This is a genomic window from Magnetococcales bacterium, from assembly GCA_015232395.1.
GTDB lineage: Bacteria > Pseudomonadota > Magnetococcia > Magnetococcales > JADFZT01 > JADFZT01.
In genome coordinates this window covers 1-12,576 of sequence record JADFZT010000034.1, presented here as the reverse complement: position 1 = coordinate 12,576, position 12,576 = coordinate 1, and the positions used below count along the sequence as shown (strand labels likewise).

The following is a 12,576-nucleotide window of genomic DNA, read 5'->3' as shown; positions in this document are numbered from 1 at the left end:
CAAGATGAACATGGACCTTTTGAACGCCGTGAGAGCCCAGCTCACCACCCCCCGCAGCATGCGGGCCAAAGTGGCCAGCACCATTTCCACCACTCTGAGTGTGACAGATCCCATCGCAGGTTTGTCGGAAGACCGCCTGGCCACCATGGAGGAGTATGAACAGGAACTGCTCCTGGCACCTCTTTTCACCCCGGGTATGGAGGAACGGGTAGAACTGGAACCCCATCTTCCCGGCAGTGGCCTCTCTCTTGATGAAACCAACGATCTGGTGACCACTCTGGCCAAGGAGCAGCTCTCCTGCCCTCTCTCTTTTGGCCAGGAGGAGGGAATACTGGCGCTGCCCGAGGTGGTTTTGGAGCGGTTTGTGCGTCTGCTCAACCTGGAATGCCAGATAGACCCGGGAGTGGCTGAAAGGCTCAACCGTCTGGTAAAATCAGAAGAGCGTCACCGGGCGTTCGCTCAGGCTCGGCGGCGGGTTTGGCAAAATAAACGCAATATAGCTCTTCTCACCGAGGCACTCACAGCCATGGAAGAGAACAACGCCTACCAAACCGATAAACTCATCTTTCTCTCAGACTTTGTCCGGGGTTACCGTCCTACGACCCTTTCAAGCCTGGTGGAACAGCTCGAAAATCTGGTGGACTCCTACCAAAAAGATGAAGAACATCCGGTATTTGACGAACAGCTGGCCCATTACCAGTCCAAGGCCATCGCCTCACGCCATACCGGCAACCAAATCAAGGCTTTTCGCCTCGCCATGGCCCATTCCTTTCTCGCCGATCTACGCAAATAAACGCCCCTTCCTTGATTCCGGGGGGGGTTCGTGGCATGCTCCCGATGCTTTGAAGGGGGCAAGGAATGTCACGAGGGTGTCTGGAGTCGTTATCGGGCACCACCTCCCGGAATGGGAAAAGGCTCCAAAGAACGTTTTTCCATTCCGCTACATTCCATTGACCCGGGCAACCAATATCTGTTCTGACCCGACTCCGGTGGGGTCATGTGGCCGCAAAGGTTGGGTGGGCTCCTGATCTATCCTGGTATACCTCCCAGGGAAGGAACTCATTCCCTCAACCGGCCATGTTTGAATGGTAGAGAATCAGCCTCGGTCCAGGCATAAAGAGGGCTGGGACATCGAGCGGACGCTGATCCCTCAATACGGTTGAAACCAGCCCTAAATACCCTTTCATAGCCCCGGCACGCCCGATTGCATGACTGCATGGCTGGGTCGAGCTGGCGATATCCTATTGGCTGGAAGCCTCAAGGCTTCGATATCATTTGGAATGGGATTGAATGGACAGAGCAGATCACGTTTCCATCCTCTACGATGGAGAAAAGCATGAAGTTCCCTCCGGGCGCACCATTCTTTCAGCCCTGGAAGAGATCGGCATCGGCTTTGTGCGTGGCGTTGGCTGCCGTGGCGGCGTCTGCGGAGCCTGTACCGTGCTTTATCGGATATCTGACGAGACCGAGTTTCATGCCGCCTTGATGTGTCAGGAACCGGTTCAGGCGGAAATGGAAATTTTGCCTCTGCCCTATTTTCCGCAAAAAAAAGTACGTCACAGCCTGGATCTGCCGGAAGGGGAGACCCCCCACTATCGGGTGGTGAATTACTATCCGGAAATCAACCGCTGCATCATGTGCGGCGAGTGCAGCCGCCTCTGCCCGGTGGGAATTGATGTCATGGGGTATGTGGGCATGATCAAACGGGGGGAACTCCGGGAGGCGGCCTGGGAATCCTTTACCTGTGTTCAGTGTCAGGCCTGCGCCTTGAGATGTCCCGGGCAGATTCCCCAGCCCAACGCCGCCTTGACAGCCCGCCTTTTCCATGGCCGGCATCAGGTACCCCAAGCGGAACATCTCACCCGCGCCTTGGAAAAAAACCGTAAGGAAGATATCCATGCGGTCATCGGACGTCTCAGACGAATGAAGCCTGTGGAGATTCAGGCACTCTACCAGAGACGTGAAATCGAACCCCAGAATGCGCCCCCCGGGACTTGGCTTCCCGAAGATCGCACTCTGATCATGATGGGTTGAGGATGGCAGTCAATCAATCACATACGCTACCTGAATCCTTAAGGGAATCAGCGCGGCTGGTAGAAAAAACCCGGGAAGAGCGGCTGGCCCGCCTGCTCCGGGGTGAAACCTTTCCCCTGCTTTCCCTTTCCGACCGTCGGGCTTGGCTGGAAGAGTATCATCCCGATTACCAACTGGAAGGACGCCGTACTTTGGGAGTGGGACCTTCCAAGGGTATGGAAACCCCTGTGGAGTTGGCCGATCTTCTGGAAGCCTGGCCCCGTGCCAATGTGCTTTCGCTCTACGAAGATAGCGATAAGCGCTTGGCCCAGGAGCCTGATCACGTTACCGATGTGCTGATCATTGGCGGTGGCGGCGCAGGTATGGCAGCAGCCATCACCGCTGCCGAAGCCGGGGCCAAGGTCACTATCGCCACCAAGCTGCGCCCTGGTGATTCCAACACCATCATGGCCGAAGGGGGCATCCAGGCTGCAGACCAGGAGTGCGACTCTCCGGTTCAGCACTTTTTGGATGTGTTGGGTGGGGGACACTTTACCAACGACCCCGATATGGTGGAGGCTCTGGTCACTGACGGCCCGGAAACATTGCGCTGGTTGGAAGAGCTGGGACTGCTTTTTGATAAATATGCCACGGGGCGGATGAAAACCCGTCATGGTGGAGGTACTTCCCGCAAGCGGCTCCACTCCTGTGGGGATGTCACCGGCCTTGAAATCATGCGGGTTTTGCAGGACCGTGCGGAATATCTTGGTGTTGAAACCATCCAGTTTCACCCGGCGGTGGAGCTTCTGACCGATGAAAATGGACGGGCAGTCGGGGTGGTTTTGGAGCGGATTCCCCAGGGAGAGACCCTGGTGGTCCGAGCCAAGGCTGTCATCCTGGCAACAGGTGGGTTTGGTCGGCTTCACTTCAGGGATTTCCCCACTTCAAACCACTACGGAGCGACTGCTGACGGTTTGGCCATCGCCTATCGTGCGGGACTACCATTGCGGGACATCCAATCCTGCCAATACCATCCCACGGGTGTGGCCTACCCTGAACAAAAACTGGGACTTCTGCTTACCGAAAAATTTCGCGGGCTGGGGGCACAGATTTTAAACCGCCATGGGGACGAATTTGTCCACAATCTGGAACCCCGGGATGTGACCACCGCCACGATCATTCGGGAGTGCAGTGAATACGATAACGGTGTAGAGACTCCCGGGGGTGTCAATGGCGTTTGGCTGGACATTCCCTTGATTGAGCTACTTCATGGTCGAGGCACCATTGAGCGGGAATTTCCGGGCCGGTTCAAAGAGTTTATTGGCAAAGGATTTGACATCCGCAAGTGGCCAGTGCTGGCCTATCCCACCCTGCACTACCAAAATGGCGGTGTGGTGACCGGTACGGATGCTGCCACCGACATGCCGGGCCTGTTTGCTGCCGGGGAGGTGACCGGTGGGGTGCATGGAAAAAATCGACTGATGGGGAATGCCTTGTTGGAAATTTTGGTTTTTGGCCGCCGAGCAGGAGAGGGTGCGGCCCGTTTTGCAGCGGAATTCGGCGCTGGAGGAAAGCCTGGTCTTTCACATCTGGACGCCTTTCTGGAAGAACTGACGGTCGCCAAAATCGACCGTCAACGGACCGCTCCCCGTTTACTGCCAGTCTATGGGAAGGTCCGTCCGGTATAGGGGAGGGGGATGGGATTCCGGGCAGGTTGACGGAGCCATCCTTTGATTATCTGGGAAAACCATCTGAAGGAACGGGAAGCCCTATGAATATTCATGAGTATCAAGCAAAGAAGATCATTGCCGGTTATGGCGTCAACGTCCCCCGAGGGAGTGTGGCCTTTACACCGGCGGAAGCGGAAAATGTCGCCAGGGAGCTAGGCTCCGATGTCTTCGTGGTCAAGGCGCAGATTCATGCGGGTGGCCGAGGCAAGGGTGGTGGCGTGAAAGTGGTCAAATCCATCCAGGAAGTCCGTGAAGAAGCCAAACGGATGCTGGGCATGACTCTGATCACCCCGCAGACCGGCCCCCAGGGTAAAGAGGTCAAACGGGTCTATGTGGAAGAGGGATGCGACATCGCCCGGGAGCTTTATCTGGGCATGGTGATTGATCGTGGTTCGAGCCGAGTCACCCTCATGGCTTCCACCGAGGGGGGCATGGAGATTGAGGAAGTGGCCGCCAAACAGCCGGAAAAAATCCTCAAGGAAGCGATCGATCCTGCGGTGGGTTTCACCGGCTATCAGGCCCGCAATCTGGCCTTTGGGCTGGGACTGGAAGGCAAGCAGGTCGGCAAGGCGGCCAAATTCATGATGGCCCTCTACACTGCCTTCATCAATTCTGACGCCTCTCTGGCGGAGATCAATCCTCTGGTGGTCACCGGTTCCGGGGACATCATCGCCCTCGACGCCAAGATGAACTTTGACTCCAATGCTCTTTTCCGTCACAAGGATATTGAAGAACTTCGTGACTTTAACGAAGAGGATGCCAAGGAGATCGAGGCTTCCAAGCATGACTTGAACTATATCACCCTGGATGGTGACATCGGCTGTATGGTCAATGGTGCGGGACTGGCCATGTCCACCATGGATATCATTAAACTCAAAGGCTCAAGCCCGGCCAACTTTTTGGATGTGGGGGGCGGAGCCACCACCGAGCGGGTGACGGCGGCTTTTAAGTTGATCCTATCCGACCCCAACGTCAAAGCTGTTCTGGTCAACATTTTTGGCGGCATCATGCGTTGTGATGTCATTGCCGAAGGGGTGGTGCAGGCGGCTCGGGAGGTGGATATCAAAGTACCACTGATCGTGCGTTTGGAAGGGACCAACGTGGAGTTGGGCAACAAGATCCTGGCCGAATCGGGTCTGACCATCATCACTGCGAACGATTTGAACGAAGCCGCCGAAAAGGCTGTTGCTTCGATTCAGGGAGGTTGAGTCATGAGCATTCTGGTCAACAAGGATACCCGTGTCATCTGCCAGGGTTTTACCGGTGCCAACGGCACCTTCCACTCGGAACAGGCTCTGGCCTATGGCACCAAGCTCGTAGGTGGTGTAACCCCTGGCAAGGGTGGGGGAATGCATCTGGGGCTGCCGGTTTTCAACACCGTGGCTGATGCGGTCAAGGATACCGGTGCCAACGCCTCGGTGATCTACGTTCCAGCGGTCTTTGCAGCTGACGCCATCATGGAAGCGGCCTCTACAGACATTGATCTGGTGGTCTGCATCACCGAAGGTATTCCGGTGATGGACATGGTCAAGGTGAAGCGGTTTCTGGAAGGCAAAAACACCCGCCTCATCGGCCCCAACTGTCCCGGCATCATCACCCCGGAAGAGTGTAAGATCGGCATCATGCCCGGCCATATCCACAAGGCTGGTAATATCGGCGTTGTCTCCCGCTCCGGCACATTGACCTACGAAGCGGTCGCCCAGACCACCGCCGTAGGACTCGGCCAGACCACCTGCGTCGGGCTGGGTGGGGATCCCATCAACGGTACCAACTTTATCGACTGCCTGGAGCGGTTCGAAAAGGATCCGGATACCGAGGGTGTAATCATGATTGGTGAGATCGGTGGTACCGCTGAAGAAGAAGCTGCTGCCTGGATCAAACAAAATATGTCCAAACCGGTGACCGCCTTTATCGCTGGCGCCACCGCACCCAAAGGAAAACGGATGGGCCACGCTGGCGCCATCATTTCCGGCGGCAAGGGAACCGCTGCCGAAAAATTTGCCGCCCTGGAGGAAGCGGGTGTACATATCGCCCGCTCTCCTGCCGAAATGGGGGTGGTGATCAAGCAGGCCATGTCCGCCTGAGCCACATCTGCTCGATCAGGCCAAGGAAATCTGCTCCAATCTGTGACTTTCACAAAGAACAAGGGGAATCCAAATGGCGAAAAATGACCTGATTATCCGGGTCGCCGGGGAGGGAGGAGAAGGTATCATCTCCTCAGGTGACTTCATCGCCGCCGCCTGTGCGCGTGCTGGCCAGGAAGTTTACACCTTCAAAACCTTTCCGGCCGAAATCAAAGGTGGCTATGCCATGTATCAGGTGCGTACCAGCCCTGACAAAGTGGTCAACCAAGGCGACACCTTTGACGTTTTCTGCGCTTTCAACGGCGAGGCCTTTGAAGTCAACAAACATCTCTTCACTCCTGGCACAGCGGTGGTCTACGACTATCCCGGAGGAGACTTCGAGCCCGATGCGCTGCCTGAAGGGGTTCATGGTTATCCCATTCCCATGTCCCAGACCGCGAAAGATTTGAAATCCTACCGGTCGAAAAACATGGTCGCCCTGGGGGCGCTGTCAGTGCTGTTCAATATCCCTGAGGAGACCCTCAAGCAGGTTTTGAGCGATAAATTCGGCAAGAAGGGAAAGGAAATTCTTGACCTGAACCTCCAAGCCTTTAGCAAGGGTAAAGAGTTGGCCCAGGCTATGGAGAAGACCGACTCCTTCAAGTTGGCTGACCCCAAAGATCCCAAGGATGTAATCATCATTTCCGGCAACGACGCTGCCGGGCTCGGTGGAATTATCGGTGGGATCAGTTTTTTTTCCGCCTACCCTCTCACCCCCTCTACCGAGGTGGCCAAATATGTCTCCATTCATCTTCCGAAACTAGGTGGAACCCTGGTTCAGGCGGAAGATGAAATTGCAGCGGTCTCCCAACTAATGGGCGCCTCCTATGCCGGTGCAAAAGTCATGACTTCCACCTCCGGCCCGGGACTCTCCCTCATGGCCGAAATGCTGGGCATGGCCTCCATGGCGGAAATCCCGGTCGTTATTGTTGATGTACAGCGTGGCGGCCCTTCCACCGGCCTACCCACCAAACATGAGCAGTCCGATCTTTTCCTGGCCATCCATGGCACCCACGGCGACGCCCCTCGCATCGTACTCAGCGTTGAAGATGTGAAGGATTGCGTCGATATGACTGTGGAGGCTCTGAACCTGGCGGAAAAATACCAGAACCCTGTCATCCTGCTCTCCGACGGCTCCCTGGCCTTTTCCACCCAGACCATTCCCACTCCGGATCCCAGCAGCTATGAAATCATCAACCGTAAACGCTGGGACGGTGAAGGAGAATATCTGCGCTACAAACTGACTGATGACAATATTTCACCCATGGCCGATCCTGGTACTGAAAACGCCATGCATATTGCCACTGGTCTTGAGCATGGTGAAAATGGCGCGCCCAAATGGACCCCGGACAACCATGAACTCATGCACCGGAAGCGCTTCAACAAAATCAAACCCGTGGTAGAGGAATACACTCCGGTGGAAGTGGATGGCGATGGGGATGCGGATGTCGGTGTCATCACCTGGGGTTCGACCATCGGTGTGGTGCGTGAAGCAGTTGCTCGCCTGCGGGCCGACGGGCACAAGGTAAAGGGCTTCTATCCCAAGCTGATGTGGCCCATGCCTGTGGATCAATATGAAGAGTTTGCCAAGACCTGTAAGAAAATTCTGGTGCCTGAGGTCAACTTCCAGGGACAGCTTTCCCACTTCATTCGGTCTGAAACTTCGATCCAACCTATACCCTACACCATCTGCGGTGGACTGCCTTTCACCCCCGCCATGGTTGTTGATAAAGTCAAGGAGGTGATCTGATGTCAGTTGCCGCTCTCAACAAGGTGCAGATGAAGTTTAAGGAATATAAATCCGAGGTGCCTGTGGTCTGGTGCCCTGGATGTGGTCACCACGGCATTCTGAACGGTGTCTACCGGGCACTGGCTGATGCCGGTGTCGATCCGACCAAGCTCATGTCCATTTCGGGTATCGGCTGCTCCTCCCGTACCCCCTATTTTATCCAGTCCTACAAGATGCATACCCTGCATGGTCGGGCAGGTGCGGTAGCCACTGGCGCACAGCTTGCTCGTCCTGATCTGGCCGTGATGGTGACTGGTGGTGATGGTGACGGCTTTTCCATTGGTGGCGGTCACATGCCCCACATGGCGCGCAAAAACGTCAACATGACCTATGTGCTTTACGATAACGGCATCTATGGGCTCACCAAGGGGCAATATTCCCCCACCTCCCGTCCGGAGATGAAAGCCTATACCACCCCCTACGGTGGTCCTGAAGATCCCATGAATCCGTTGCTCTACATGCTCACTTATGGTGCCACCTATGTGGCTCAGGCCTTTGCCGGGAAGCCCAAACTCTGCGCCGAGCTGATCAAGGGCGCCTTGGAGCACAGAGGATTTTCCTACGTAAACATCTTCTCCCAGTGCCCCTCCTTCAACAAAATCGACACCATCCAGTTTTATCGCAATCTGGTGCAGGAGATTCCTGAGGATCACGACACAAGCGATCTGGGACGTGCCATTGAGCTTTCCCGCCCGGAGAGCAATGGTGGCAAAGCCCCCATGGGCCTTCTCTATAAAAAGGACAAGCCCACCCTGGACGAACGGATGCAGGAAATCGTCGAAAAGGTTGGGGGACATGCCGACTACGACGTCAACAAGATCATCCAGATGTCTCGCCCCTAAGCTGGTCGTTGATCTGCTGACTCACTCTCAAGCCTGGCAACAGGCCTGAGAGACGCTTCCTTCAGCCCCGCATTTTCCAGATAAAGATCTCTGGAAAATGCGGGGCTGATTCTTTGTGAATCCAGCTGTTGCAAGATTCTGCATATAAGGCTATTTTATATTTTTTTCTGTCATTCAGCTGTTGCAGTATAGTAGGAGGCTCGGCGGAACATTGGAGCGTATCGAAAGCAAGGCAGCCCTGATTGAGCGGTTCGGCAAGAAGGGTTCTCTGATGGATGCGGATTTGGGTTTTTTGGATCTTTCCGGCATGGATTTTTCCGGATTGGATCTATCAGGAACCAATTTTTCCGGCAGCATCCTGCGGCAGGCCATCTTTGATGAGGCCAACCTGGAAAACAGCTATACCCAGGACAGTTTTTTCCAGGAGGCCAGCTTCAAGGGGGCCAACCTGCAACACGCCTTCTTCCAGCGGGTCCGAATGGATGACTGCGTGTTTGATGGTGCACGCCTGGAAAACGCCAAATTTTTTCTCTCACAACTGGAACGGGCTTCCTTTCGCAACGCCAATCTCAACCGAGGCGATCTGCAAGGCTCCGACCTGACCCTGGCTGATTTTTCCGGCACTCCCCTGCAAAGAGTCAATTTTCGGGAATGTGAACTGAAAGACGCCAAATTTATCGGTTGTGATCTGCGAGGCGCTGACTTCAGAAAAACCAATCTCCCTGACGCCGTTTTTCAGGATGTTCAAACAACGAACACCCTCTACTATGGGCGCTCTCCCTGGGATGGCCACCTCACAGCCCAAGACAATCTTTCCGAAAAACTGGTGACCTACGACGGTGAGTGACCATGCCCGGTGATGATCTGGAAATCTCTGCCATGCGCCGCCGCCTTTCCTTTATGGCCCGTCGTCGGGCGATGCCGGAAATGGAACAAATTTTTGACCGCTATTTGACCCAACATCTGGAAACGATGGATGGGGATCAATGCCTGCGTTTTTTGCGCTTGCTGGACCTTCCTGACGCCGACCTTCTCGACTGGATCATGGAGATCAAACCCCTTCCTGCTGATGTGGATCGGGAGCTGATCGCCCAGGTTGCAAAAAGCCGTCATTTTTCTGTTGCGGGGGTTTGAGTTTTCAAGTAAATCCGAATATTCTGTCTTTCTTAATCGTACTGTGAAGTTTTGGTCTGGGATCGTGGAAAAGGGAGTCCGTTGATGAATCTGATTTTCATGGGGCCGCCGGGTGCCGGCAAAGGAACACAAGCACGCAGAATTGCGGAAAAATACAGCATTCCACAACTTTCCACCGGAGATATGCTCCGGGCTGCCGTCAAGGCGGGAACACCTGTGGGCCTGAAAGCCAAGGAGGCCATGGAGGCAGGAGCCTTGGTGACGGATGATATCGTGGTGGGTATCATCGGTGACCGCATTGATGAGGCTGATTGTAAGAAGGGATTCATCCTCGATGGATTTCCCCGCACCGTCTCCCAGGCCGATGCCCTGGAAGGCATGCTTTCAAGCCGCTCCCTCAAGATCGACCATGTAATCGACATTGCTGCCGACTCCGAAGCGCTGGTGGCCCGGATTACCGGACGCTCCACCTGCTCCGGCTGTGGTGAAGGCTATCACAAGACCAACAAAAAACCCGCCAAGGATGGGGTTTGCGACAAGTGCGGCGGGACACTTACCACCCGCGCCGATGACAACGAAGAGACCGTACGCAATCGTCTCTCGGTCTACGATGCCCAGACCGCTCCGGTGATCGGCTTTTACAAAGACAAAGGTGCCTTCAAATCAGTGGACGGCATGGGAGCCATGGATGACGTATTCCAGGCTCTCTGCGACATTCTGGATTGATGCACCTTCTGATGAGAAACTTTTCTGTAATCGTAGGCTTTTTTTTTGAGGAAGGGGTTTAGGTCATGCTTGAACTGTCGGGTGCGGGGATCACCCTGGCCATTATGTGTGGTCTGGGAGCAGTGGTATTTGGGGTCATGTCCAGGAACTGGATCCTGGGTCTGTCGGCCGGGAATGAACGAATGCAGGAAATTGCTGGCGCTATTGAAGAAGGCGCCATGGCCTACATGAAGCGGCAATACACCACCATCGGTTATGTGGGTGGTGTGCTCTTTGTCATGTTGATTATCTTCCTCGACTTTGCCACGGCCATCGGTTTTGCGGTGGGTGCGGTGATGTCAGCGGCCACCGGCTTCATCGGCATGGGCATTTCGGTGAAAGCCAATGTCCGCACCGCCGAAGCCGCCAAGGGGGGAATTAACGAAGCCCTTCAGGTGGCCTTCCGGGGTGGCGCCATCACCGGCTTGCTGGTGGTGGGTCTGGGCATTCTCGCCGTTTCGGTGATGTTTGCCATTCTGATCAAGGTGGGCGACACCTCTGATCTACCCCATCTCCTGAAGCCTCTGGTTGGTGTCGCCTTTGGTGGCTCGCTGATCTCCATCTTTGCCCGTCTTGGTGGCGGTATCTTCACCAAGGGCGCGGATGTGGGTGCTGACCTGGTGGGTAAAGTGGAAGCAGGCATCCCCGAGGATGACCCACGCAACCCCGCCGTGATCGCCGACAACGTGGGCGACAACGTCGGTGACTGCGCCGGTATGGCGGCTGACCTGTTCGAAACCTATGCCGTGACCGTGATCGCCTCCATGCTGCTGGGCGCACTGCTCATGCCTGATTTTGGCAACTCCCTGGTCTATCCGCTGGCCCTGGGTGGTGTCTCCATTTTGGGTTCCATCGCCGGCGTCTTTGCGGTTAAAGCCCAGCCTGGTCAAAAAATCATGACTGCCCTTTACAAGGGCTTGGCTGTCAACGCCGTCGCCTCTGCCGTACTCTTCTGGCCTGTCACCACCTGGTTGATGACCGACAACGGCCATCACTCCGTGGGAGCCCTCTACGGCGCTGCCTTCATCGGCCTGTTGCTCACCGCTGCCATGGTGGTCATCACCGAATATTACACCGCCACCGAGTATGCCCCGGTACGTGACATTGCCAAAGCCTCTGAAACCGGCCACGGCACCAACGTCATCGCCGGTCTCGGCGTCTCCATGAAGTCTACCGCAGCCCCCGTGATTGCGGTCTGTCTCTCCATCTTTGCCGCCCATGGCCTGGCCGGCCTCTACGGCATTGCCATTGCCGCTACCGCCATGCTCTCCATGACCGGCATCATCGTCGCCTTGGACGCCTATGGCCCCATCACCGACAACGCCGGTGGTATCGCCGAGATGGCCGAGCTGCCTTCTGAAATCCGCGACATCACCGATCCTCTGGATGCGGTGGGCAACACCACCAAAGCCGTGACCAAAGGCTATGCCATCGGTTCCGCTGGTCTGGCTGCTCTGGTGCTCTTTGCCGACTACACCCACGAATTGAGCAACTTTGTCGAAGGTGTGACCTTTGATCTTTCCAACCATATGGTCATCATCGGTCTCTTCATCGGTGGTCTGCTGCCCTATGTCTTCGCTGCCATGGGTATGGAAGCCGTCGGTCGTGCCGCTGGCGCCGTGGTGGTTGAAGTCCGCCGGCAGTTCAAAGAGATTCCCGGCATCATGGAAGGTACCGCCAAGCCGGACTATTCCAAAGCCGTGGACATGCTGACCCTGGCCGCTATCAACGAGATGATCATTCCCTCGCTGCTGCCGGTTTTGGCCCCCATCATCGTTGGTGTACTGCTTGGTCCTCAAGCTCTCGGTGGCGTTCTGATGGGTACCATCATCACCGGTATCTTTGTCGCTATCTCCATGACCACCGGTGGTGGCGCTTGGGATAACGCCAAGAAATACATCGAAGATGGCAACCATGGCGGTAAGGGCTCCGAAGCCCATAAAGCTGCCGTCACCGGCGACACCGTAGGCGACCCCTACAAAGACACCGCTGGCCCCGCCGTCAACCCGATGATCAAGATCACCAATATCGTGGCACTCCTGATCGTGTCCCTGATCGTCTAATCGAATTCGTCCGGTTTTTTTGGAAAAAAGGAGAAACATCAATGCCGAGTTTTGTAATCAGCGACAAGTGTGACGGATGCAAAGGTCAGGATAAAACGGCCTGCATGTATATCTGTC

The 12,576-nt window shown here is 55.6% G+C and carries 11 protein-coding genes; all 11 read left to right on the top strand.

The window, feature by feature from the left end; all coding sequences use genetic code 11:
- The first annotated feature begins 4 nt into the window (after window positions 1-4).
- The 11 genes from HQL52_10845 (at window position 5) to HQL52_10795 (ending at window position 12,459) form a co-directional block, all read left to right on the top strand.
- Window positions 5-793 carry a hypothetical protein gene (locus tag HQL52_10845; GenBank protein ID MBF0369943.1) on the top strand — a complete coding sequence of 263 codons (789 nt, stop codon included), beginning with the start codon at window positions 5-7 and terminating at the stop codon, window positions 791-793.
- A gap of 497 nt (window positions 794-1,290) precedes the next feature.
- Window positions 1,291-2,034, top strand: coding sequence for a 2Fe-2S iron-sulfur cluster binding domain-containing protein (locus HQL52_10840; protein ID MBF0369942.1), 744 nt, complete (start codon window positions 1,291-1,293; stop codon window positions 2,032-2,034).
- A gap of 2 nt (window positions 2,035-2,036) precedes the next feature.
- On the top strand, window positions 2,037-3,701 hold the full coding sequence (locus HQL52_10835) for an FAD-binding protein (protein ID MBF0369941.1): 1,665 nt from the start codon (window positions 2,037-2,039) through the stop codon (window positions 3,699-3,701).
- 83 nt (window positions 3,702-3,784) lie between these two features.
- Window positions 3,785-4,951, top strand: a complete 1,167-nt coding sequence (sucC, locus tag HQL52_10830) for an ADP-forming succinate--CoA ligase subunit beta (GenBank protein MBF0369940.1) — start codon at window positions 3,785-3,787, stop codon at window positions 4,949-4,951.
- Between the two features lie 3 nt (window positions 4,952-4,954).
- Complete coding sequence (gene sucD / locus HQL52_10825; protein ID MBF0369939.1) at window positions 4,955-5,827, top strand: succinate--CoA ligase subunit alpha; 873 nt, start codon at window positions 4,955-4,957, stop codon at window positions 5,825-5,827.
- Window positions 5,828-5,900: 73 nt separating this feature from the next.
- Entirely contained in the window at window positions 5,901-7,616 is a 1,716-nt protein-coding gene (locus HQL52_10820; protein ID MBF0369938.1) for a 2-oxoacid:acceptor oxidoreductase subunit alpha, read from the top strand.
- On the top strand, window positions 7,616-8,497 hold the full coding sequence (locus HQL52_10815; GenBank protein ID MBF0369937.1) for a 2-oxoacid:ferredoxin oxidoreductase subunit beta: 882 nt from the start codon (window positions 7,616-7,618) through the stop codon (window positions 8,495-8,497). The genes HQL52_10820 and HQL52_10815 overlap by 1 nt, the downstream gene beginning before the upstream one ends.
- A gap of 211 nt (window positions 8,498-8,708) precedes the next feature.
- Window positions 8,709-9,344, top strand: coding sequence for a pentapeptide repeat-containing protein (locus HQL52_10810; GenBank protein ID MBF0369936.1), 636 nt, complete (start codon window positions 8,709-8,711; stop codon window positions 9,342-9,344).
- 2 nt (window positions 9,345-9,346) lie between these two features.
- Window positions 9,347-9,631: a succinate dehydrogenase assembly factor 2 gene (locus HQL52_10805; GenBank protein ID MBF0369935.1), complete on the top strand. Its 285-nt coding sequence runs from the start codon at window positions 9,347-9,349 to the stop codon at window positions 9,629-9,631.
- An 84-nt stretch (window positions 9,632-9,715) separates the two neighbouring features.
- Entirely contained in the window at window positions 9,716-10,357 is a 642-nt protein-coding gene (locus tag HQL52_10800) for an adenylate kinase (protein MBF0369934.1), read from the top strand.
- Between the two features lie 65 nt (window positions 10,358-10,422).
- Entirely contained in the window at window positions 10,423-12,459 is a 2,037-nt protein-coding gene (locus tag HQL52_10795) for a sodium-translocating pyrophosphatase (protein ID MBF0369933.1), read from the top strand.
- Window positions 12,460-12,576 lie beyond the last annotated feature (117 nt).

Bases quoted from the DNA above. Each gene is read 5' to 3' on its own strand.
- HQL52_10845 (MBF0369943.1), top strand. From the start codon at position 5: ATGAACATGGACCTTTTGAACGCCGTGAGAGCCCAGCTCACCACCCCC.
- HQL52_10840 (MBF0369942.1), top strand. From the start codon at position 1,291: ATGGACAGAGCAGATCACGTTTCCATCCTCTACGATGGAGAAAAGCAT.
- HQL52_10835 (MBF0369941.1), top strand. From the start codon at position 2,037: ATGGCAGTCAATCAATCACATACGCTACCTGAATCCTTAAGGGAATCA.
- sucC (MBF0369940.1), top strand. From the start codon at position 3,785: ATGAATATTCATGAGTATCAAGCAAAGAAGATCATTGCCGGTTATGGC.
- sucD (MBF0369939.1), top strand. From the start codon at position 4,955: ATGAGCATTCTGGTCAACAAGGATACCCGTGTCATCTGCCAGGGTTTT.
- HQL52_10820 (MBF0369938.1), top strand. From the start codon at position 5,901: ATGGCGAAAAATGACCTGATTATCCGGGTCGCCGGGGAGGGAGGAGAA.
- HQL52_10815 (MBF0369937.1), top strand. From the start codon at position 7,616: ATGTCAGTTGCCGCTCTCAACAAGGTGCAGATGAAGTTTAAGGAATAT.
- HQL52_10805 (MBF0369935.1), top strand. From the start codon at position 9,347: ATGCCCGGTGATGATCTGGAAATCTCTGCCATGCGCCGCCGCCTTTCC.
- HQL52_10800 (MBF0369934.1), top strand. From the start codon at position 9,716: ATGAATCTGATTTTCATGGGGCCGCCGGGTGCCGGCAAAGGAACACAA.
- HQL52_10795 (MBF0369933.1), top strand. From the start codon at position 10,423: ATGCTTGAACTGTCGGGTGCGGGGATCACCCTGGCCATTATGTGTGGT.